Annotated in this window: 17 protein-coding genes; 12 read left to right on the top strand and 5 right to left on the bottom strand. The window is 73.8% G+C overall.

Annotation, left to right across the window (positions count from 1 at the left end; translation table 11 throughout):
- Nucleotides 1–5 precede the first annotated feature (5 nt).
- The 3 genes from I8D64_RS11365 to I8D64_RS11355 form a co-directional block, all read right to left on the bottom strand.
- Nucleotides 6–1,472: a flavin-containing monooxygenase gene (locus I8D64_RS11365; protein WP_200502836.1), complete on the bottom strand. Its 1,467-nt coding sequence runs from the start codon at nucleotides 1,470–1,472 to the stop codon at nucleotides 6–8.
- Between the two features lie 189 nt (nucleotides 1,473–1,661).
- A complete protein-coding gene (locus tag I8D64_RS11360) occupies nucleotides 1,662–2,528 on the bottom strand; it encodes a DUF1345 domain-containing protein (RefSeq protein ID WP_200502834.1) in 867 nt (288 codons plus the stop codon).
- Nucleotides 2,525–3,559: an N-acetylglucosamine kinase gene (locus I8D64_RS11355; protein WP_343068548.1), complete on the bottom strand. Its 1,035-nt coding sequence runs from the start codon at nucleotides 3,557–3,559 to the stop codon at nucleotides 2,525–2,527. Before I8D64_RS11355 ends, I8D64_RS11360 begins: the two co-directional genes overlap by 4 nt.
- A gap of 216 nt (nucleotides 3,560–3,775) precedes the next feature.
- Here I8D64_RS11355 and I8D64_RS11350 point away from each other — a divergent pair, with 216 nt between their 5' ends.
- The 7 genes from I8D64_RS11350 (at nucleotide 3,776) to I8D64_RS11320 (ending at nucleotide 11,826) form a co-directional block, all read left to right on the top strand.
- Nucleotides 3,776–5,074: a sugar ABC transporter substrate-binding protein gene (locus I8D64_RS11350; protein ID WP_200502832.1), complete on the top strand. Its 1,299-nt coding sequence runs from the start codon at nucleotides 3,776–3,778 to the stop codon at nucleotides 5,072–5,074.
- The gene (locus I8D64_RS11345; RefSeq protein WP_200502831.1) at nucleotides 5,071–6,045 is read left to right on the top strand and encodes a carbohydrate ABC transporter permease; all 975 of its coding nucleotides are present in this window, start codon (nucleotides 5,071–5,073) and stop codon (nucleotides 6,043–6,045) included. Before I8D64_RS11350 ends, I8D64_RS11345 begins: the two co-directional genes overlap by 4 nt.
- An 86-nt stretch (nucleotides 6,046–6,131) precedes the next feature.
- Nucleotides 6,132–6,968, top strand: coding sequence for an ABC transporter permease subunit (locus I8D64_RS11340; protein ID WP_200502994.1), 837 nt, complete (start codon nucleotides 6,132–6,134; stop codon nucleotides 6,966–6,968).
- Nucleotides 6,965–8,437, top strand: a complete 1,473-nt coding sequence (locus I8D64_RS11335; RefSeq protein WP_200502829.1) for a glycoside hydrolase family 3 protein — start codon at nucleotides 6,965–6,967, stop codon at nucleotides 8,435–8,437. The genes I8D64_RS11340 and I8D64_RS11335 overlap by 4 nt, the downstream gene beginning before the upstream one ends.
- Complete coding sequence (locus I8D64_RS11330) at nucleotides 8,434–9,879, top strand: anhydro-N-acetylmuramic acid kinase (protein WP_246482984.1); 1,446 nt, start codon at nucleotides 8,434–8,436, stop codon at nucleotides 9,877–9,879. Before I8D64_RS11335 ends, I8D64_RS11330 begins: the two co-directional genes overlap by 4 nt.
- The gene (locus I8D64_RS11325; RefSeq protein WP_214651209.1) at nucleotides 9,876–10,925 is read left to right on the top strand and encodes an N-acetylmuramic acid 6-phosphate etherase; all 1,050 of its coding nucleotides are present in this window, start codon (nucleotides 9,876–9,878) and stop codon (nucleotides 10,923–10,925) included. Before I8D64_RS11330 ends, I8D64_RS11325 begins: the two co-directional genes overlap by 4 nt.
- A gap of 34 nt (nucleotides 10,926–10,959) precedes the next feature.
- Nucleotides 10,960–11,826 carry a MurR/RpiR family transcriptional regulator gene (locus I8D64_RS11320; RefSeq protein ID WP_200502827.1) on the top strand — a complete coding sequence of 289 codons (867 nt, stop codon included), beginning with the start codon at nucleotides 10,960–10,962 and terminating at the stop codon, nucleotides 11,824–11,826.
- Nucleotides 11,827–12,010: 184 nt separating this feature from the next.
- Here I8D64_RS11320 and I8D64_RS11315 read toward each other — a convergent pair whose 3' ends face one another.
- Both I8D64_RS11315 and I8D64_RS11310 read right to left on the bottom strand, forming a co-directional pair.
- On the bottom strand, nucleotides 12,011–13,054 hold the full coding sequence (locus I8D64_RS11315; RefSeq protein WP_200502825.1) for an L-lactate dehydrogenase: 1,044 nt from the start codon (nucleotides 13,052–13,054) through the stop codon (nucleotides 12,011–12,013).
- 96 nt (nucleotides 13,055–13,150) lie between these two features.
- Nucleotides 13,151–14,137 (bottom strand): aldo/keto reductase, encoded by a 987-nt coding sequence (locus I8D64_RS11310; protein ID WP_200502817.1) that lies wholly within the window; start codon nucleotides 14,135–14,137, stop codon nucleotides 13,151–13,153.
- Nucleotides 14,138–14,460: 323 nt separating this feature from the next.
- Between I8D64_RS11310 and I8D64_RS11305 the strand changes: the two genes are divergently transcribed.
- The 5 genes from I8D64_RS11305 to I8D64_RS11285 all read left to right on the top strand — a co-directional run bounded on the left by I8D64_RS11305 (nucleotide 14,461) and on the right by I8D64_RS11285 (nucleotide 21,396).
- Entirely contained in the window at nucleotides 14,461–16,182 is a 1,722-nt protein-coding gene (locus I8D64_RS11305; protein WP_200502816.1) for an ABC-F family ATP-binding cassette domain-containing protein, read from the top strand.
- Between the two features lie 102 nt (nucleotides 16,183–16,284).
- The gene (locus I8D64_RS11300; protein WP_200502815.1) at nucleotides 16,285–17,598 is read left to right on the top strand and encodes a bifunctional o-acetylhomoserine/o-acetylserine sulfhydrylase; all 1,314 of its coding nucleotides are present in this window, start codon (nucleotides 16,285–16,287) and stop codon (nucleotides 17,596–17,598) included.
- A gap of 206 nt (nucleotides 17,599–17,804) precedes the next feature.
- Nucleotides 17,805–18,509, top strand: coding sequence for an HAD-IA family hydrolase (locus I8D64_RS11295; RefSeq protein WP_200502814.1), 705 nt, complete (start codon nucleotides 17,805–17,807; stop codon nucleotides 18,507–18,509).
- Entirely contained in the window at nucleotides 18,506–19,267 is a 762-nt protein-coding gene (locus tag I8D64_RS11290) for an HAD family hydrolase (RefSeq protein WP_200502813.1), read from the top strand. Before I8D64_RS11295 ends, I8D64_RS11290 begins: the two co-directional genes overlap by 4 nt.
- Nucleotides 19,268–19,404: 137 nt before the next feature.
- On the top strand, nucleotides 19,405–21,396 hold the full coding sequence (locus I8D64_RS11285) for a thioredoxin-like domain-containing protein (protein WP_200502812.1): 1,992 nt from the start codon (nucleotides 19,405–19,407) through the stop codon (nucleotides 21,394–21,396).
- Nucleotides 21,397–21,445: the final 49 nt, after the last annotated feature.

Genomic DNA, 21,445 nt, shown 5'->3' with positions numbered 1-21,445 from the left:
ACCGATCAGTCGAAGAGCTCGCGCACCGACCGCAGGCGGGCGAGCAGCAGCTCGCGATCCACGAAGGGGACGAGAGCGCGGTCGCCGTCGGCCGCACCGGAACCCGATGCGCTCCGGGCCGATGCCCCCGACCCGCGGCGGTCCTCCCGGCGCGGCGGCAGCAGGGCGCCGAGGCGACCGCGCAGACCGGATTCGGCGGGCAGTGGCACCTGGGAGTCAGCGCCCTCGCGCAGGCGCCGGAACTGCGCGGCCTGGGGAGTGCCCTCGCGCTCGGCGTGCAGGGCGTAGGCGGCGACGTCGGCCTGCTCGACGAGCAGCGGCAGCACGCCGCCGTTCACCCGCTGCTGGCCCAGCAGCACGAGGTCGGAGCGACCGCGCGGGAAGGCGCCGAGGAACAGGTCGAGCGCACCGCTCGCGGTGCGGGGCACCACGTCGTCGGGGAGGTAGTCGGCGCCCTGCTCGTAGCCCGTCGCGAAGACGATGACATCGGGCGCGAAGTCCGCGTGGGCGCGGCCGTGGCCGGTGAAGGACACCGTGCCGTCCTCGCCGATCGCCTCGACGTCGCCGGTGGGCGTCACGCGGCCGTCGCGGATGCGCGGGGCGATCTCGTCGGAGACGATCACGGCGTCCTCGAGCAGGGGGGCGGCGGGCCCGGGCAGGCCCAGCGACTCCGGGTCGCCGACGGCGCGGCGCACGACCTGCTCGGCGATCTTCTCGTTCAGCCCGCCCAGCACGGAGGGCTCGTGCGAGGCGGCGACGTCGCCCGGCTTCCCGCCGATCGTGCGCGGGACGATCCAGTGGCCGGTGCGCACCGACCAGCGCACCTCGAGCGCCCGGCGGGCGGCGTCCACGGCGATGTCGGCCGCGGACTGGCCGGAGCCGACCACGAGCACGCGCCGGCCCTCGAGGCCGTCGCTGCTCTCCCACTGCGAGGAGTGCAGGGTGCGGATGCCCCCGGGCACGTCGCCGGCCCATTCCGGCAGGTGCGGGCGGGAGGAGACGCCATGGGCGGCGACGATCGCGCGGTAGACCGTGACGCGGCCGTCGGAGAACTCGACCTGCCACACGCCCTCCTCGAAGGGCTTCGCGGTGCGCACCACGAGGCGCGGCAGGAAGTGGTCGGTGAGGTCGTAGCGCGCGGCGTAGGCGCGCAGGTACTTCGACATCTGCGCGGGGCGCAGGAAGGTCGGGAAGGAGACCGGCTGGATCATGTCCTCGTACTGCGTGAACTGCGTCGAGGAGATCATCTCCATCGCCGGCCAGACGGGGGAGCCCTCGCGCGAGGTGCTCCAGATGCCGCCGACGTCCTTGCCCGCGTCCACCAGGTCGAAGGGCACGCGGAGCGCCTTCAGCGCGGCCGCCGCGGCGAGGCCCGCGGGACCCGCGCCGACGACCAGGACCTTCTCGCGACTGGGGACGTCGACGCCGGCGTCCTCGGCGGAGGTCTGCTGCGTGGCGGAGGCGTGGGACATCGCGGAGGGCCTTCCGATCGGGGCTTGCGGTACGTGGCCCCCGGCGCGCGGGTCCCGTCGGACGCGAGGGTCCGGGCGGGGCGCCGACGCCGTGGGGCGCGGCCATCCTATCCGCGACCCCGGCCGCGGGGTCCCAGCGCGTGGTGATCGTCCTGCAGTGATCACGCCGCAGTGATCACCCCGCAGCGATCACAGGACCGTGATCACGACGGAGATCCCGAGCGCGACGACCACGGAGGTCATCACGTGCCCGAGGAGCGCCTGGAGCCGCACCAGGCGACGGGCTCCGCTCGTGAGCGGCACGTTCTCGTTCGCCGAGCCCGAGACCTGCACGATCATGGACACGTAGAGGTACTCGTCGAAGCCGCGCCGCGGTGTGCGCAGCTCGAAGGCGTCGCCGTGGCCGTCCGCCGCGGCGTACTCGACGGCGAGGGTGACGGCCGTGGAGTACCAGGTGCACAGGATCGCGGCGATCGTCGTCACCAGGAGCACCACGCGGTAGGGGCCGGGCTCGCTGAGCAGGAGCAGCAGGATCGCGAGCACCGCGAGCAGCACGAGCCCCAGGGCCTCGGAGCTCACCGATCCGCGCCCCGCGACCCACCGCAGCCAGGGGGAGGTGCGGCGCGCCCGCGCCAGGCGCGCCGCGATCACGACGTCCCGCCGCGGGAGGCGATGGAAGGTCCAGTGCGTGAGCAGCGCGAAGCTCGCGGCGTACACGGTGATCGCGATGACGGCGAAGGCGCCCGGCAGGGAGATCGCCGCGCGCTCCCGCTCGCTCGGGAACAGCGAGCTCAGCGCGAAGGTGGCGGCGAGGGACAGGACGACGGTGACGTTGAGGGCGATCGTGTTGCGACGGCTCTCCGAGCGCAGACGGAGCGCGAGGTCCGCCTCCCGCTCGACCCGCCGGGCGCGGCGCTCCCGCGCGCGGCGCAGGCGCTCGCGACGGCGGCGCGCCGAGGCCGCCGCGGATTCTCGCGCGCGTGCGCGTGCCTCTGCACGGGGGTCGTCGGGTGCGCGGGGGTCATCGGGCGCCGAGTCCTCCGCGGGCGCGCTCATCGGATCGGGCCGATGGCGCCGTCGGGCCCGCCCGCCGCCTGGCGGGCCAGGCGGAGCGCCCCGGCGAGCCCGTCCTGGACCGGGGCCACGGTGCGCCCTGCCGCCTCGAGCCAGGTCACGAGGTCCTCGTGGATGGGCCCGGGGGTCGTGAGCACGCCGCCGGCGAGCACCACGGGCAGCGCCGCTTCGGGGTCCAGGCGCTGCACGGTGCGGGAGAAGTGCCGGCCCGCGCCGTCGAGGATCCCGCGGGCGACCTCGTCGAACTGGTCCTCGCACAGGGAGCCGGGCAGCGGCGCGAAGCGGCCCAGCTCGGCGGGGGAGAGCGGGTCGATCGCGGCGACCAGGTCCTGGCGCGGATCGCCCGTGGGGGAGCGCGGCACGAGCCCGTCGCGCAGATCGAGCTCGAGCACGTCGCCCAGGGACTCGGTGAGGCGGGTGCGCGGCCCGCGGCCGTCGATGTCGGCGGCGACGGCCTGCAGCACGGCGCGCCCCAGCCAGACCGCGGAGCCCACGTCCCCGAGCAGCCACCCCATCCCGTCGCAGCGCTCCGCGGGACGGCGGTCCTCGAAGCGCACGCACACGGAGCCGGTGCCGGCGAGCAGCAGCAGGCCGTCCTCGCCCACGTCCGCGCTGAGGAAGGCGGTGAGGTGGTCGTCGGTCGCTGTGAGGCGGTCCGGCTCGATGCCGAGCGGCGCGAGCGCCTCGGCCACCGCGGCGGTGATCTCCCGTCGGCGGGCCGCGCCGTTGCCCGCGAGTCCGAGCACCGCCGCGCCCACGCGCTCCCGCGCGGCCGCGGGGCCGTCGATCCCGGCCGCCTCGAGGGCCCGACGGGCCGGCTCGGCGAGCGCCGCGAGCGCCCCGGGGCCGCTCGAGCGCAGGTTCGCACCGGGCCCCGTGACGGGCTCGGCCATGAGCGGCGGAACGTCCGGATCGACCGGCGCGACGAGGAATCTGCTGCGGGTGCCGCCGACGTCCGCCACCAGCACGACGGGCGACGTCACAGCTCGGTCACGGTCCTGGGGAGCCTGCACGGGACCTCCTTCATCGTGGTAACTTCAGCATAGAAGATCGGCGAGGGAAGTTTTCTTGACGTTCGGCTCCGGGAGCGATCCCGGAGGGTGTCATCACCGGGTCCCCGGATCCTCGATGACGCTGCTTCTCGACGCGGTTCCCGCATCGCTCGACGACGAGACGATATCCACAGTGCCGCCCGGCACGTGCCGACCCGACAGCTGTGAGGAGTTCCGATGATCTCACGACGAGGTGTTCTCTCCGCCGGGGCCGCCGGCTCCGCCGCACTGGGCCTTGCCGCCTGCTCGGGCGGCTCGGGCGGCAGCGACCCGACCGACACCGAGGCCAACGCCGACAAGACCATCACCCTGTGGATCATGCAGGGCACCAACGCGAAGACCGACGAGTACGTCGACGCGATCACCAAGGCGTTCAAGGACAAGACCGGCGCGACCCTCAAGGTCGAGGTGCAGCCCTGGGACGGCGCGCACGACAAGTTCGTGACCGCCATGAGCGGCGGCACCGGCCCGGACGTCGCCGAGGTCGGCACCACCTGGGTCCCCGAGTTCGCCGACGCGGGCGGCCTCGACCCCCTCACCAAGGACGTCGACGAGGCGGGCATCGGGGACGGTCTCGTCCAGGGCCTCGTGGACGCCGGCACCCTGGACGACGAGCTCTACGGCATGCCCTGGTACGCGGGCGTCCGCTCGATCCTCGCCGACAGGAAGATCCTCGAGGACGCGGGCGTGACCGAGCAGCCCGGCAGCTGGGACGACCTGCTCAGCATGATCGAGACGCTCAAGGAGAAGAACCCCGACATCATCCCGTTCCCCGTCGCGGGCGGCTCGATCTTCGCCGGCATGCCCTTCGTGTGGGGCGCGGGCGGCGACATCGCCAGCGAGTCCGGCGGGACGTGGAAGGCCACGATCAACTCGACCGAATCGGTCGAGGGCATCACCTGGTACACGGATCTCGCGCTCAAGCACGACGCGTCGACCGCGGCCGCCTCGAGCTGGCTCGAGACGGACTCCCTGGCCGCCTTCCAGCAGGGCAAGGTCGCCATGTTCATCACCGGCTCGTGGGTGCCCGCGACGATCAAGGCCGACGACGAGGAGCTCTTCAAGCGCCTCGTCGCCTTCACGATCCCCGCGAAGGACAAGGCCGTCGCGCCCTCCTTCCTGGGCGGCTCGCTCCTGTGCCGCTTCACCGAGACCGAGGAGCCCGAGCTCGCCTTCGAGCTCATCAAGCTCATGTCCACCGGTGAGTTCGCGACCCAGTGGGCCAAGGACACCAACTACTTCCCGGGCGAGCAGAAGGCCCTGGACCAGGTCGTGGCCGACGGCGACGACCTCACCAAGGTCTTCGCCCAGCAGATGACCGAGGGCGGCACCACCGTCCCCGTCACCCCGGCCTGGGGGCAGATCGAGGGCAAGAAGACCCTGTCGACCCTGTTCAGCGACGTCCTCGGCGGCACGAAGCCGCAGCAGGCCGCCGACGCCGCCGCCACCGAGATGGACAAGATCTTCGGCGGATGAGCGCGGCCACCTCCACCCCGAAGAACGCCGCGAACGCCACCGGGACCCTCGAGCGCCGACGGGTCCCGGTGCGCCGCCGACTCCAGCGCGGCTCCGCGCCCTGGCTCCTGCTCGCCCCGGGACTGGTGACCCTCGCCGTCCTGCTCCTGTGGCCGCTGGTGCGCGTGCTGAACCTGTCCATCCAGGACTACCGGCTGCGCAACCTCATCCGCGGCGACTCGAACTACACGGGCCTGACGAACTACCGGGAGATCCTCTCCGATCCGTTCCTGTGGGGCACGGTGCTGCCCAACACGGTGGGCTTCGCGATCGTGTGCGTGGTGCTCACGATGGTCGTCGGGATCGTGGTCGCCCTGTTCCTGAACAGTCTGGGCACCTGGTGGCGCAGCATCTGCACCACCGCGATCATGGTCGCGTGGGCGGTGCCCGCGATCACCGGCACGTACGTGTTCGTGTGGCTCTTCGATCCCCTGAACGGCCTGGTCGCGAGCACCCTGGACCAGCTGGGGATCATGGAGGCCGGCTCCTGGAACTGGTTCGCCAACCGCTGGGCGTTCTACGCGATCGCGACCGCGAACGTCGTCTACCACGGCTTCCCGTTCATCGCGGTCACGGTGCTCGCGGGCCTCGGCACCGTCCCCAAGGAGCTCTACGAGGCCGCGGCGCTCGACGGCGCGGGCCCCCTCTCCCGCTTCCGCAGCGTGACCATCCCGGGCATCCGCCCGATCCTCGCGGTCTGCATCATCCTGTCGACCATCTGGGACTTCAAGGTCTTCACGCAGATCTACCTGATGCCCGGCGGCAACGGCACCAACCGCGACGTGATGAACCTGGGCGTGTGGTCGTACTCGGAGTCCTTCGCCCAGGGCCTCTACGGACGCGGATCGGCGATCGCCGTGCTGCTGACGCTCCTGCTGCTGGTGATCTCCGTGATCTACATGCGCTCGCTCATGAAGGAGGACGAGCTGTGAGCACCGCCCCCGCCGACCGCACCGCCCCCGCGGGCCCCGTCGGCCCCGCGCCCACCGCCGCCGAGCGCACCGCCCAGCGCGCGGCGATCCGTCGCCGCAGCCCGCGGCGCATCGTGACCGCCGCCGGCAAGGCCGTCGGCGTGGTGCTGGTGCTCGTGTTCTCGCTGTTCCCCTTCTACTGGATGCTCTCCACGGCCGTGGACCCGAATCCGCTGGGGCGCGGCGCGAGCTGGCTGCCCACCGGGTTCACGCTCAAGAACTTCCGGTTCGTGCTCGTGGACGCCGGGTTCCTCGACTACGTGAAGAACTCGGCCATCGTCGCCCTGGGCACCGTGCTGATCTCCGGCGCGATCGCGCTGCTGGCCGCCGTGGCCGTGGCCCGCTTCCGCTTCCGCCTGCGCACCCAGGTGCTGATCCTCGTGCTGCTCGTGCAGATGGTGCCGCTCGAGGCGCTCGTGATCCCCCTGTTCCTGCAGGCGCGCAACCTGCACCTGCTGAACTCGATGCTGGGCCTGATCATCGTCTACCTGGCGTTCTCGCTGCCCTTCGCGATCTGGAACCTGCGGGGCTTCGTGGCCGCGGTCCCGAAGGAGCTCGAGGAGGCCGCCTACGTGGACGGCGCGAACTGGCTGCGGATGTTCCGCTCGATCCTGTTCCCGCTGGTCGCCCCTGGTCTGGTCGCGACCAGCGTGTTCAGCTTCATCACCGCCTGGAACGAGTTCATCTTCGCGCTGACCTTCATGCAGGACAGCTCGAAGTACACCGTGGGCGTGGGGCTGCGCAGCTTCTTCACGCAGAACACGGCGAACTGGGGCGCGGTGATGGCCGCCTCGACGATCATCGCGCTGCCCGTGGTGATCTTCTTCGTCCTCGTCCAGCGCAACCTCGCGAGCGGCCTCACCCAGGGCGCGGTGAAGGGATGAGCAGGCTGCCCGGCTGGGACCGCGACGTCCTCACCCTGCTCATGGCCCCGCTCGAGGGCACGACGCTCCCGGACTGGGCGGGCGAGGCGCTCGACGCGGGCCTCGGATCCATCATCCTGTTCGGCTACAACACGCCGGATCCGGAGACGGCCGCCGCCCTCGCCGCCTCGATCCACGAGCGCTGCGACGAGGTGCTCGTCGCGATCGACGAGGAGGGCGGGGACGTCTCCCGCCTCCAGGCGGCGACCGGGTCATCCCTGCCCAGCGCCTGGGCCTTCGGGCAGATCGACGAGGTCGCGCTCACGGCCCGCGCGGGCGAGGCCCTCGGCGAGCTTCTCGCCGCGTGCGACATGGACCTCGTGCTCTCCCCGGTGCTCGACGTCTCGACCGACCCGGCGAACCCCGTGATCGGCACCCGCTCGTACGGCGACGACCCCGATCGCGTCTCCCGCCACGGCCGGGCCATGGCCAGCGGCCTGCGCAGCGCCGGACTCGGCGTGACCGGCAAGCACTTCCCGGGGCACGGCGCCACGTCCGTCGACTCCCACACCGCCCTGCCCCGCATCGACCTCGACGCGCGGGACATGCGCCGCGAGCACCTCGCCCCCTTCCAGATCGCCCCGTGGCTCGACGCGGTGATGACCGCGCACATCCTCGTGCCCTCCCTCGGCGAGGGGCCCGCCTCGCTCTCGCGCTGGTCGACGACCCTGCTCGACGAGGTCTCCGGGAACGGCTTCCACGGGCTCGTCGTCACCGACGCCCTGGACATGGCCGCCGTCGCCGCCGATCCCGGCTTCGGCGAGGCCGCCGTGCGCGCGCTCGAGGCGGGCGCGCATCTGCTGTGCCTGGGCACCTCGCTGCGCCGCGACGCCGCGCAGATGGTCCGCGAGGCGCACGACGCGATCCTCGCCGCGCTCGACGCGGGGCGCCTGGACCGCGAGGAGATCGGCCGACGTGCCGCGCAGACGCGCGCCGCCATCCGCTCCCTGCGGATTCGCCGCGGCGTCGAGCCGAGGCGGAGCATCCCCGATGCCCTGCGCGAGCTCGAGGAGATCGGGGCCGACGCCGCGCGCCGCGCGGTCACCGCCCGCCACGCCGCCCTCGGCGGGGGACCGGTGGTGGTCGCGGACGCCCGCGTCCGCGCCGACCACGCCTCCGGCTCCCGCAGCCCGCACCTGGTCGGCGCCTTCCGGGAGCGCGGGATCGACGTCACCGAGGCCCAGTACCCCGGCGATCTCTCCGGCGCCGCCGAGGTCCTCGTGGTCACCCGGCTCCCGCGCTCCGACGCCGCCGAGGCCGAGCGCGTCGCCGAGGCGCTGCGCGTGCGGCCCGACGCGATCCTCGTCCACACCGGCGTCCCCGACGCCGCCCTCGATCACCGGGAGAGCGTGAGCACCCTGGGCAGCTCGCTGACGATGATGCGCGCGGCCGTCGACCTGCTGCTGCGCGCCGGGCGGGAGCCGCGATGAGCGGGCCCGTCACGCTGAGCGGACCCGTCTCGAGGCGTGAGCCCGTCACGATGCGCGTCCTCGGCATGATGTCCGGCACCTCGGCCGACGCCGTCGACACCGCCCTCGTCGACCTCGCGCGCGACCCCTCGGACCCCGACGTGCTCACGGCTCGCCTGCTCGACGTCGACGAGCACCCCTGGCCCGGCCCGCTGCGCGAGGCGATCCTGGACGTGCTCCCGCCCGCGAGCAGCGACGTCGCCACCTGGGACATGCTGCACGCGCAGATCGGCGCCCACCTCGGCGAGGTCGCCGCGCGGGTGCTCGAGCGCGCCGTCGGCGAAGGCGGCACGGGCGCCGCGGGCGGCACGACCGGCGCAGGCGGCGCCGACCTCGTCGTCTCCCATGGCCAGACCCTCCACCACTGGGCCGCTCCGGACGGCCGCGTGCTGGGCACCCTGCAGATCGGGGACGCGGCGCGGATCGCGGAGGCGACGCACGCGAGCGTCCTGCACGACCTGCGCAGCGCGGACGTCGCCCGCGGGGGACAGGGCGCCCCCTTCGCGCCGGTCCTCGACGTGATGCTCCTGGGGGAGGACGGGGGAGCCGTGCTCAACCTCGGCGGGATCGCGAACGTGACGCTCGTCGAGGCCGCCGGATCCGCGGATTCCGCCGCTCCCGCCCCGGCCGACTCCGCCCCAGCCGACTGCGCCGCTCCCGACGGCGCGTCCGGCGCCGCGTCGCCGACGGTCCGCGCCGGCGACGTCGGCCCTGCCAACGCCCTCCTCGACTCCGCCGTGCGCCGGGCCACGGCCGGGCGCATGCACTGCGACGAGGACGGCCGCCTCGCCGCCTCCGGCACGGTCGACCAGCGCGCTCTCGACGAGCTGCTCGCCGATCCCTTCTTCGCGCTCCCGCTGCCGCGCTCGACGGGCCGCGAGCACTTCGACGCCGAGTACGTCGAGCGCATGAGCCCCCGCGCCGCGCGGCTCGACCTGCCGGACCTGCTGGCGACGCTCACCGAGCTCACCGCCCGCACCGTCGCCGACCTCGTGCGCGAGTCCGGCGCGCCCGTCGTGCACGGCTCCGGCGGCGGCATGCGCAACCCCGTGCTGCGCGCGCGCCTGGCGGCCCTGCTCGACCCGGTGCCGCTGCGCTCGAGCGAGGACCTCGGCGTTCCCTCGGACGCCAAGGAGGCCCTGCTCATGGCCGTGATCGGCTGGCTCTCGGTGCACGGCATTCCCGCCCTGCCCGTCGGCCCCGACGGAGGGCCCGTCACCGGCGCCCGCAGCGCCGCCGTGCTGGGCTCCCTCACCCCGCCGGTGCCCGTCACCGGCCTCGATCCGTGCTGCGCCGCCCCGCGCGGCACGTCCGACCCGTCCGACGCCCCCGCCGCGCGCCGACCCCCACGGCGCCTGCGGCTGCTCGGACCCGACCACCGCACACCGGGAGGTGCCCGTTGACCGAGCAGACCGAGCCCGACGCCCCCACCGAGCCGGCCGTCCACGCAGACCCGGCCGTCCGCAGGGAGCCCGCCGAGCGCAGGGAGCCCGCCGAGCGCTGGCAGGACCTCATCGCGCTCGCCTCGCCCACGGAGGAGCGCAACCCGCGCACGCACGAGCTCGACACCTTGGACGCCCCCGACCTCGTCGACACGATCCTCGCGGAGGACACCCTCGTGGCCGGTGCCGTGCAGGCGGTCTCCGCGCCCATCGCCCGCCTCGTCGACCTGTGCGTCGAGGCCATCGCGGGCGGCAGCACCGTGCACTACGTGGGTGCGGGCACCTCCGGGCGCCTGGGCGTGCTCGACGCCGTCGAGCTCCTCCCCACCTACAGCGCGACCGAGCAGATGGTCACCGCGCACCTCGCGGGCGGCATCGCCGCGATGACCCGCGCCGTGGAGGGCGCGGAGGACGACGCCGACGCGGGCGCCGACCTGGTCGCCGAGCAGTGCGGCGAGGGGGACGTGGTGATCGGCCTGGCCGCGAGCGGACGCACCCCGTTCGTGCGCGGGTCCCTCGCCGCGGCCCGCGAGAGGGGCCTGTCCACAGGGCTGATCGCGGCCAATCCGCAGGCGCCCCTCGCGCTCCTCGCGGACGTCGCGGTGCTCGTGGACGTCGGCCCCGAGGCCGTCACCGGCTCGACCCGCATGAAGGCCGCGACCGCCCAGAAGCTCGTGCTCAACGCCCTGTCGACCGCGACCATGGTGCGGCTCGGCACCACCTTCCAGAACCTCATGATCGATGTGCGGCCGACGAACGAGAAGCTCGTCGCGCGCACCGTGCGGATGCTCGTGCAGGCCACGGGCGAGTCGCCCGAGCACGCCGCCGAGGTGCTGGAGGAGGCGGGCGGACGCGTGCGCGTCGCCCTGGTGGCGCTCCTCGCGCACGCGGATGTCACGGATGCGGAGGTCGCCGCAGTACGCTTCGGGAAGGACCCCGGGCGACGGGGCGACCCGGCGGGCATCCGCAGCGCGGTCGCGAGCCTCACGACGAAGGAGTCACCATGAGCACGCAGCAGGACATGCCGTCCACGGACCGGCGATGAGCACCCCGCCGCTCCTGCTGAGGCTGCGCAGCCTGCGCGGCGACCTCAAGCCTGCTCTCGCCCGCATCGCCGACCTCATCCTCTCCGACCCGGCGGGCGTCGCCTCGATGACCATCGGCGACCTCGCCCGGGAGGCCGACTGCTCGGAGGCGAGCGTCGTGCGGTTCGCCCGCCAGCTCGGCTTCCGCGGCTATCGTGACCTGCGCTTCCGCCTCCACGAGGAGGCCGTCGCCGCAGCCACCGCCGGAGAGGACCACAGCAGCGACGGCGACATCGACCCCTCGGACGACATCGCGACGATGACCGGGAAGATCGCCGCGGCGGACTCCCGTGCGGTGCACGACACCGTGCGCGGGCTCGACCTCGAAGCGCTCACCCGGGTGGCCGACGCCGTCGCCCCCGCCCGCCGTATCGTCCTGTTCGGCGTCGGCGCCTCGGGGCTCGCGGCCACGGACGAGCAGCAGAAGCTCGCCCGGCTCGGCCTGCCCGCCGTCGTGCACACGGAGGCCCACAACGGGCTGCCCGCCGTCGCCCTGCTCGACTCGGACGACGTGCTCATCGCCTTCTCCCACTCGGGCCGCACCGCCGAGCTGCTCGACGCGACGCGCATCGCCCACGAGGCGGGCGTCCGGGTGGTCGCCGTCACCGGCGCCGCGGGCTCCCCGCTCGCCAAGGCGGCCGACGACGTCCTGCTCACCGCCGCCGTCGAGTCGGATCTGCGCTCGGGGGCGACCGCCTCGAGGATCGCCCAGCTCACCGTCGTGGACTGCATCTTCGTGGCCGTCGCGACCCGCGTGCCGGATCTGGGCCGCGAGGCCCTGCGCCGCACCCGCGCCGCCGTCGACGACCGCCGCGTGCACTGAGCTGAGCACGGCGGGGCGGTCGGCGTCCGCGCGGCCGCCGGCACCCGCTGATGAGGTCGCCGGCACCCGCTGATGAGGTGGCCGACGTCGTCGAACGGTCGTGAGCGGACGTCTCTGCCATATATGGCAGAGATGTCCCATATACGCCGGTCGGCGACATGACCGCGAGCCGCAGCCTCCCCCCTCACAGCCCGAGGCTGCGCTGGACCTCCCGCAGGGCATCGGCCGAGGCGAGCAGCCGTGCGCGCTCGTCCTCGTCCATCGGCACCTCGAGCGTCCGCTCGACACCGGCGCGGCCGACGATCGAGGGCACGCTCATCGCGACGCCCGAGATCCCCCGGTAGCCGGTGAGCGGGCTCGAGACCGGCAGCACCGCGCGCTCGTCGCGCAGCACGGCCTCGACGATGCGGGCGGCGGCGACGCCGATCGCGAGGTTCGTCGCCCCCTTGCCCTGGATGACCTCGTAGGCGGCGCCCGCGACCTCGTGGCCGAGGCGGTCGAGCTCCTCGCGGGAGAGGGCGGGGGTGTCCGCCGCGCCCGCCGCACCCGCCGCGCCCGCCCCGTCGGTCCAGTCCTGCAGCGGCACCTGGCCGATGTGCGCCGAGGACCACAGGGGGAACTCGCTGTCGCCGTGCTCGCCGATGATCGTGGCGTGGATGCTGCGCGGGGCGATCCCCAGCCGCTCCGCGAGCCGCCATCGCAGACGCGAGGTGTCCAGGACGGTTCCCGAGGCGAAGACGCGTCCGCGGGGGAGGTCCGCGAGTGCGTCGGCCGCGACGGTCAGCACGTCGCAGGGATTCGTGACCAGGATGAACACGGCATCAGGGGCCTGCGCGAGCAGCTGCGGCATGAGGCTCTCGAGGATCTTCACGTTGGTGCCGGCGAGGTCCAGACGGGTCTGCCCCGGAGCCTGCGCGGCGCCCGCCGTGATGACGACGACGTCGGCCCCGGCGACGCACGCGACGTCGTCGCCGCCCGTGATCTCCGCGCCGCCCGCGAGAGGGGAGCCGTGCGCGAGGTCGAGCACCTCGGCGCGCACCTTCTCGGCGCGGATGTCGTACAGCGCGATGCTGCGGGCGCTGCCGCGCAGCATCGCGGCGTAGGCGACCGAGGATCCCACGGCGCCGGCGCCGACGACGGCGAGGCGCCCGCCGGTGGGCGGCGCGGCGGCGCTCGCGTGGTCGGGAGCGGACGACGGACGGGGCTGCGGGGCGTGCGATGCGCTCATGGCCCCATCCTCACGCTCCCCGACCCGGCCCACCAGGGTCGGAGGTACCGATCCGGCACCGGGCGCCCAGCGTGCGTTGCCCGTCGCCCGCCGCTCTCACAGCCCGACCATGCGCATCCCATTCTCGTCGTAGCGGTCGCCGGCGACGCCCACCTGGGCGGCCAGGGCGTCGAGCGCGGCGACGTCGTCGGCCGAGAGACGCACCTGCGTCGAGCCCGCGTTCTCGACGAGACGCTCGCGACGGCGGGTGCCCGGGATCGGGACGATCGACGGGGACTGCGCCAGCAGCCAGGCCAGCGCGATCTGCGCGGGGGAGGACTCGCGCTCGTCCGCGAGCGCGCCCACCGCATCGAGGAGCGCCTGGTTGCGGCGCAGGTTCTCGGCCTCGAAGCGCGGGACGCGGGCGCGGATCTCGCCGTCGCCGAAGTCCTGGTCCGGGGTGACGGTGCCGGTGAAGAAGCCCTTGCCGAGCGGGCTGAACGGCACGAAGCCGATGCCGAGCTCGTGGCAGGCCGGCAGCACCTCCGGCTCGGGATCGCGGGTCCACAGCGAGTACTCGCTCTGCACGGCGGTCACGGGCTGGACCGCATGGGCGCGGCGGATCGTCTCCGCGCCGGCCTCGGAGAGCCCGAAGTGGGCGACCTTCCCCTCGGCGATCAGCTCGCCGACGGTCCCCGCGACCTCCTCGATCGGGACATCGGGGTCGACGCGATGCTGGTAGAACAGGTCGATCTGCTCGATGCCGAGCCGCTCCAGGGACTCCTCGGCGACCTTCCGGATCTGCTGCGGACGCGAATCGGTGCCCTGCATCGTCCCCTCCACGATGTTCCAGCCGAACTTGGTGGCGACCACGACCTGGTCGCGGATCGGGGCGATGGCCTCGCCCACCAGGCGCTCGTTGTCATAGGGCCCGTAGACCTCGGCGGTGTCGATGAAGGTGACACCGTGCTCGACGGCGAACCGCAGCACCCCGATCATGTCCTCACGGCTGCCGGGGTTGGGGCCGTAGGACTGCGACATCCCCATCGCGCCCAGTCCGATCGCGGAGACCTCGAGTCCCTGTCCCAGTGTCCTCGTGTGCATCTGCTCCTCCTCGTGCCGGTGGCCGGCGCCCGGGCTGCTGCCGCGGACGGTCGTGGGATCCATGCTCCGCCCGACCGCCGGGCGGTGGCAGTCCCTGGCAGTACCCCCGCTCCGCGAACCCTGCGTCTGAGGACCGTGACACAGGCGATGAACTGCAGGGATCTTGCCTCACCCGGTGCGCACCGGATGCGCACGGGTGCGCCGTCGGGCCGACGCCGACCGAAAATCCCTATCGCCGCGGGACCGGCACGGGCTAGCGTGAGATCCATGAGCATCTGATCGGCATCCCCGTCCGCGTCCCGACGACATCTCGGAGCCGATCCATGACCTCACCCGCCCCGCGCACCGCCGCATCCTCCAGGACCGCTCCCGGTGCCGAGCCCTCGAGCCTCTCCTCCTCCCGCGCCGATTCCGCACTCCACCTGCGGGCCGACGGGATCTCCCACCGCTACGGCGCCCGCCGCGTGCTCACCGACGTCTCCCTCACCGTCCCGGCCGGCACGCCCACGGGGCTGCTGGGGGAGAACGGCTCGGGCAAGTCGACGCTGCTGCGGATCCTCGCGGGGGTCGAGGAGCCCGAGTCCGGCGAGGTGCAGACGCCCGGCCCCGTCGGCCTCCTGCGCCAGGAGCTCCCGCACGACCCCGCGACGACCACGCTGGCCCAGGTCGTCGAGGAGGCGCTCACCCATGCGCGACGGCTCGAGGAGTCCCTCACGGAGGCGGGGGCGGAGCTCGCGGTCGACGACTCGCCGCGCGCCGCCGCCCGCTACGACGCGCTGCTGGCCCGCGCGACCCTGGCCGACGTCTGGAACGCCGAGACCCGTGCCGCCGAGGTCCTCTCCGGCCTGGGGCTGGCCGACGTCCCGTCGAACCGTCTGCTCGCGGAGATCTCCGGCGGGCAGCGCGGACGCCTCGCCCTCGCGCACCTGCTGATCACCCGGCCGACGACCCTGCTGCTCGACGAGCCGACCAACCATCTCGACGACGCGGGCGCGCGCTTCCTCGCGGGTCTGCTCGCCGAGCACCCCGGTCCCGTGCTGGTGGCGAGCCACGACCGCGCCTTCCTCGACGAGGCCACGCATGCCCAGCTCGACCTCGACCCGTCGCCCACGCCGCTGGGGGAGGAGGTCGGCGGCCTCACGGCGTACACCGGCACCTTCACCGACTACCTGCTTGCGCGCCTGGACGCGCGCGAGCGCTGGGAGAGGCGGTTCCGCGACGAGCAGGAGGAGCTGGACCGCCTGCGGGAGAGCGTGAAGGCCGGCCACAGCGTGGGCCACGAGGGCCGCGCACCGCGCACCGAGGCGAAGGCCGCCAAGAAGTTCTACGCGGACCGCCACGCGAGCGTCGTCTCCCGGCGCGTGCGCGACGCCGAACGACGCCTCGCGGAGCTCGAGGAGTCCCAGATCCGCAAGCCTCCGGCCGAGCTCCACTTCACCGGCATGCCCCGCGGCGACAGGCGCCGCAGCGCCGGGGAGGTCCTCGTCTCCGTCGCGGACGCGGGCCTCGCCCGCCGCCTCGCGCCGACGTCCCTGAGCGTCTCGGCGGGGGAGAAGCTGCTGATCACCGGGCTCAACGGCTCGGGGAAGTCGACGCTCCTGTCCCTGCTCGCAGGGCTGCTCGATCCCGATCGGGGCACGGTCTCGGTGACGCGAGATCGCGCGCTGCTCGCCCAGGACGAGGAGATCGACGAGCGCTCGAGCGTGCGGCGGATGCTCGGAGGGACCCCGGAGGACGAGGGCGTGCCGGACCTCATGGGCCTTGTGCATCCGCGCGACCTGGACCGTCCGCTCGGCGAGCTCTCCCGCGGCCAGCAGCGCCGGGCGGCGCTCGCCGCGCTGCTCACCTCCCCGCCGTCGCTGCTCCTGCTGGACGAGCCCACCAACCATCTGAGCCTCGACCTCGCCACCCGGCTCGAGCGCGCGATCGGGCAGTGGGAGGGGACCGTGATCATCGCCTCCCACGACCGCTGGCTCCGCCGGCGGTGGACGGGCCGGGTGCTCGAGCTCGACGGGCCGGGAGCCGCCCCTCGATCTCGAAGCTGACCACGTCCACCGGGGCATGGTCGGCCATCCCTCTGCGTCACACCCGTTCACGTTCGCGCGCGATCCTTGCGCTCGCGCGCGGTGCTCGCCGACGGTGTCCCCATGCCCGACAACGACACCGCCCTCGCCCCGCACTTCGAGACCCTCGCGATCCACGCCGGCCAGACGCCGGACTCCGACACCGGCGCCCGCGCGCTGCCGATCTACCAGACCACGAGCTTCGTGTTCCCGAGCGCGCAGGCGGCCGCCGACCGCTTCGGCCTGGCCGAGCTCGGCCCCATCTACACCCGCCTGACGAACCCCACCCAGGAGGCGGTCGAGAACCGCATCGCCGCGCTCGAGGGCGGCGTCGCCGGACTCCTCGTCGCCTCCGGCCAGAGCGCGATCACGCTGTCGATCCTCAACGTGGCGCAGGCGGGGGACAGCATCGTCGCCTCCCCGAGCCTCTACGGCGGCGCGTACTCGCTGCTCAAGCACACCCTGAGCAAGCTCGGCATCGAGACGGTCTTCGTCGAGGACCCCGACGACCTCGACTCCTGGCGCGCCGCGGTCCGCCCGAACACCAAGGCCTTCTTCGCCGAGTCCATCCCGAACCCCCGTCAGGACATCCTGGACATCGAGAACGTCTCCGCGATCGCGCACGAGGCCGGCGTCCCCCTGATCGTCGACAACACGGTCGCGACCCCTTACCTGCTGCGCCCGCTCGCGCACGGGGCCGACGTGGTCGTGCACTCCGCGACCAAGTTCATGGGCGGCCACGGCACCGCGATCGCCGGCGTGATCGTGGACGGCGGCAGCTTCGACTTCTCGGCCGATCCCGAGAGGTTCCCCCTGTTCAACGAGCCCGATCCGGCCTACCACGGCCTGGTGTACAGCTCGATCGCGCCCGACCTGCCTCCGTACGCGATCCGTGCGCGCGTGGCGCTGCTGCGCGATCTCGGACCGGCGGTCTCGCCGCACAGCGCCTTCCTCATCGCACAGGGCGTCGAGACCCTGCCCCTGCGCATCGAGCGGCACGTCGAGAACGCCCAGAAGGTCGCGGACAACCTCACCACCAGGCCCGGGGTCACCTCGGTCGCCTACGCGGGCCTTCCCGACTCGCCATACCACGAGCGCGCGCAGAAGTATCTCCCGAAGGGCGCGGGCTCGGTGCTGGGCTTCGTGCTCGAGGGCGGGCGCGAGGCGGGCGTGGCCTTCGTCGACGCCCTCGAGCTGCACTCGCACGTGGCGAACATCGGCGACGTGCGCAGTCTCGTCATCCACCCGGCCTCGACCACGCACTCGCAGCTCACGGAGGAGGAGCAGCGCGCCGCGGGCGTGGAGCCCGGCTTCGTGCGGCTCTCGGTGGGCCTCGAGCACATCGACGACATCCTCGCCGACCTCGACAAGGGCTTCGCGGCGGTCGCCGGGCTCTGAGGCGGGGACGGGCCCGGGCAGACCGGGTCGGGCGGGCCTGGCTGGGCTCCGTCCGGCCCGCCCCGCCCGCTGCTGACGGTCGGGTGAACGGAGCCCGGAACATCGCGTGAACATCCGGTTCCCGCCCTGGTCACGGCCTGCTCGCACGCCCAGCGGTCGCCGGGTTCGCATCGTCCGCGCGGCCCGGGACGTGAGAGCCTTGGGGGGTGAGTTCCACCCCCTCCGCTCCTGACCCCGCCCCGCTGGCGACCTGGCCGCCGCGGTGGATTCCGCGCGCCGTCGTCTTCGACTGCGACGGGCTCCTCGTGGACACCGAGTCCGAGTGGCTCGCGACGCAGGCCCGCTACCTCGCGGGCCACGGCGCGACGATCGACGAGGAGACGCGCAGGTCGCTCACCGGGCGCAGCGTCGAGACCGTCGTGCGCAGGCTCTCCGCCGAGACCGGCCAGGACCCCTATGCCGCGGCCGACGAGCTCATGGCTCTGCACAAGGAGGCCCTCACGGATGCCGTGGGGATCCTGCCCGGCGCCGTCGAGACCGTGCGCGCGGTCGCCGCCCGCGTCCCGGTCGCGATCGCCTCGAACTCCCCGCGCGATCTTCTGGACGACGCCCTCGAGGGCCTCGGCATCGGGGACGTCGTCCTCACCTCCGTGAGCGTCGACGACGTCGCCGAGGGCAAGCCCGCCCCCGACATCTACGTCGAGGCCGCACGGCGGCTGGGGGCCGACGTCGCCGACACCCTCGCCTTCGAGGACTCCGAGACCGGTGCGACGGCCGCCCGCGCGGCCGGTCTGCCCCTCATCGCCGTCCCCTCGATCCCCGGGCAGCGGCCCGTCGCCGACCGCACCCTGGCGAGCCTCGAGGACACCGACCTGCATGCCTGGATCCGCACCTGGGAGAGAGCCCGATGAACACCCCCGCCCCGACGCCCGGTCCCGCCCCCGCGCCCGCAGCGCCGTCGCCCGAGTCGCCCGTCCCTGACGCGGCCGCCCCCGGCACGTCCGGCGACCGCTTCCGCGAGGCGTTCGGCGACTGGACGCCGCGCGCCGTCGTCTTCGACTGCGACGGGATGCTCCTGGACACGGAGACCGCGTGGAGCCACCGCACGCAGCCCGCGATCCTCGCCCGCTACGGCGTGGACCCGGCTGCCGCCGAGGGCGCCCTGCCGCTCGGGCTCACCGTCGAGGACGCCTCCCGGGTGATCGCCGACCTCGCGGACGCCCCCTACGAGGAGGTCCTCCACGCGACCCGCGAGCGCTTCCGCAGCGACGTCGCGGGCGACCTCGACGTCCTCCCGGGCGTGCACGAGGTCCTCGCCGCGACGAGCTCGCGGGTCCCGATCGCCTGCGCCTCGAACTCCTGGCACGAGATGCTCGAGGACAAGCTGGGCCGCGCCGGCCTGCGCGACTACTTCCGGGTGCTCGAGTCGGCCGACACCGTGGAGCGCGGCAAGCCGTTCCCGGACATGTACGAGGCGGGCGCGCGCGCCCTCGGCGCCCAGCCCGCCCAGGCCCTCGCCTTCGAGGACTCCCACACAGGAGCGCGGGCCGCGCGCTCGGCGGGCCTGCGCCTGATCACGATCCCGCAGGACGGCGAGGCCCCGCCCGCCGACCTCTCCCTGCGCACCCTCGCCGACCCCGGCCTGCTGAGCTGGATCGAGAGCTGGTGAGCGGGCCCGTCGGCGCCGTCGGCCCCGTCGTCACACTCCGACGTACGTCCAGGTCGACGCTCTCAGGGTGTGATCGACCCGTCGGCATGGCGGGCTTGACTGGCACGCGCGCCGCGCCTCGGTGTTGACTTGACCCCATGACTTCATCAGGCGAAGCGACCGACGGACCTGCCAGCAGCGACGGATCTGCCTCCGCTCCGCCCGCGGGCGGCCCCTCGTCCGGCCCCGCCGGCGGCGCCGCGCGCGACGTCCGCGTGCACGGGAGCGCCCTGCGCGGCCGCGGCTGGCTGAACACCGGCGGCGTCGAGCTGGACCTCGAGGACCTGCGCGGCAAGGTCGTCGTCCTGGACTTCTGGGCCTTCTGCTGCGTGAACTGCCTGCACGTCCTCGACGAGCTGCGTCCGATCGAGGAGAAGTGGGCCGACGAGCTCGTCGTCGTCGGCGTGCACTCCCCGAAGTTCGAGTTCGAGAAGGACGCCGACGCCCTCGCCGCGAACATCGAGCGCTACGAGATCACCCACCCGGTGCTCGACGATCCCGAGCTCAGCACCTGGAGCGAGTACGGGGCGCGCGCCTGGCCCACCCTCATCGTGCTGGACACCCACGGCCGCATCGCCGCGAACCTCTCGGGCGAGGGCCATGCGGACACCATCGACGCGCTCGCCGCGCAGCTCGTCGCCGAGGGGGAGGCCGACGGCTCCCTGCGCCGCGGCCCCGCGCCGACGGTGATCGCCGACCGCGTGCCCCAGACCCTGCGCTACCCCTCGAAGGTCGCCACCCTCGACGACGGCCGCCTCATCGTCTCCGACGCCGGCCAGCACCGCCTCGTGGTGTTCGAGCCCGACGGCTCGACGGTCTCCGAGATCATCGGGGAGGGCCGACGGGGCCGTGCCGACGGCGACGCACCCGACGTCCTGTTCGCCGAGCCCAACGGCGTGCTCGTCCTCCCGCCGGAGGTCGCCGACGAGGCCGGCTACGAGGTCCTGGTCGCCGACAGCGCCAACCACCTCCTGCGCTCCGTGGAGCTCGGCCGCAGCCGCCTGCTGCGCTCGCGCACCACGAGCATCGTGGGCACCGTCGCGGGCGACGGCGCGCAGTGGATGCAGGGCCAGCCCCTGCCGACGGGCGAGGGCGACCCGCTCGGCTTCGCGCTCTCCACGCCGTGGGACCTCACCTGGTCCCATGCCCTGGATCGCGCCGTGATCACGATGGCCGGCATCCACCAGATCTGGACGTTCGACCCGCGCACCGGTTCGCTCGCCGTGCTCGCGGGCACCACCCAGGAGGGCCTCGTCGACGGCGCCCTCGTCTCCTCCTGGTGGGCGCAGCCCTCCGGGATCGACGAGATGGACGACGGCACCCTCGCGATCGCCGACTCCGAGTCCTCCGCGATCCGCCTGCTGGACCCGCAGACCCTCACCGTGCGCACCGTCGTGGGCATGGGCCTGTTCGACTTCGGGCACGTCGACGGCTCCGCCGATCACGCCCGCCTGCAGCACCCGCTGGGCGTGACCTCGCTGCCCGACGGCCGCCTCGCCGTCTGCGACACCTACAACGGCGCCATCCGCCTCATCGACCTCACGGGCGACGACGGCAAGGGCACCGTGGTGACCGTCGCGACCGATCTCACCGAGCCCTCGGGCGCGGTGATCGGCGCGCCGATCGACGGCATCGGCCAGCTCATCGTCGTCGAGTCCGGCGCCCACCGCCTCACCTGGGTGCCGGTGGCCCGCGCCGCCGAGCGCGTGCTCGACGAGGGCGCGCAGCGCACCTCCCGCCCGGTCACCGAGGTGGGCCCCGGCTCCCTCACGGTGCGCGTGCTGTTCACCCCGCCGCCCGGGCACAAGCTCGACGACTCGCTGGGCCCCTCGACCCAGGTGTCGATCTCGACGACGCCCACCTCGATGCTCACCTCCGGATCGGGCACCTCGACCGCTCTCGAGCGCACGGTGGTGCTGGACCCGGCGTACTCGGACGGCGTGCTGCACGTGAACGCGCGCGCCGCCTCGTGCGACGCGGATCCCTCGGTCGAGTTCCCGGCCTGCCACATGCACCAGCAGGACTGGGGCGTCCCGATCCGCGTCGTCGACGGCGCCCCGGACGTCCTGGACCTCTCGCTGCTGGGCTGATGGACTGACCCGGTCCGGCCCAGCCCCTCCCCAGCCTCCCCAGGCACGA

Origin of the sequence: Brachybacterium halotolerans (genome assembly GCF_016623465.1) — a bacterium.
Lineage (GTDB): Bacteria > Actinomycetota > Actinomycetes > Actinomycetales > Dermabacteraceae > Brachybacterium > Brachybacterium halotolerans.
Note: the sequence above shows the minus strand (reverse complement) of the source record. Positions and strands in the feature narration are given on the sequence as shown.

Bases quoted from the DNA above. Each gene is read 5' to 3' on its own strand.
- I8D64_RS11290 (WP_200502813.1), top strand. From the start codon at position 18,506: ATGAACACCCCCGCCCCGACGCCCGGTCCCGCCCCCGCGCCCGCAGCG.
- I8D64_RS11335 (WP_200502829.1), top strand. From the start codon at position 6,965: ATGAGCAGGCTGCCCGGCTGGGACCGCGACGTCCTCACCCTGCTCATG.
- I8D64_RS11315 (WP_200502825.1), bottom strand. From the start codon at position 13,054: ATGAGCGCATCGCACGCCCCGCAGCCCCGTCCGTCGTCCGCTCCCGAC.
- I8D64_RS11320 (WP_200502827.1), top strand. From the start codon at position 10,960: ATGAGCACCCCGCCGCTCCTGCTGAGGCTGCGCAGCCTGCGCGGCGAC.
- I8D64_RS11345 (WP_200502831.1), top strand. From the start codon at position 5,071: ATGAGCGCGGCCACCTCCACCCCGAAGAACGCCGCGAACGCCACCGGG.
- I8D64_RS11360 (WP_200502834.1), bottom strand. From the start codon at position 2,528: ATGAGCGCGCCCGCGGAGGACTCGGCGCCCGATGACCCCCGCGCACCC.
- I8D64_RS11365 (WP_200502836.1), bottom strand. From the start codon at position 1,472: ATGTCCCACGCCTCCGCCACGCAGCAGACCTCCGCCGAGGACGCCGGC.
- I8D64_RS11305 (WP_200502816.1), top strand. From the start codon at position 14,461: ATGACCTCACCCGCCCCGCGCACCGCCGCATCCTCCAGGACCGCTCCC.
- I8D64_RS11350 (WP_200502832.1), top strand. From the start codon at position 3,776: ATGATCTCACGACGAGGTGTTCTCTCCGCCGGGGCCGCCGGCTCCGCC.
- I8D64_RS11300 (WP_200502815.1), top strand. From the start codon at position 16,285: ATGCCCGACAACGACACCGCCCTCGCCCCGCACTTCGAGACCCTCGCG.
- I8D64_RS11285 (WP_200502812.1), top strand. From the start codon at position 19,405: ATGACTTCATCAGGCGAAGCGACCGACGGACCTGCCAGCAGCGACGGA.
- I8D64_RS11310 (WP_200502817.1), bottom strand. From the start codon at position 14,137: ATGCACACGAGGACACTGGGACAGGGACTCGAGGTCTCCGCGATCGGA.
- I8D64_RS11330 (WP_246482984.1), top strand. From the start codon at position 8,434: ATGAGCGGGCCCGTCACGCTGAGCGGACCCGTCTCGAGGCGTGAGCCC.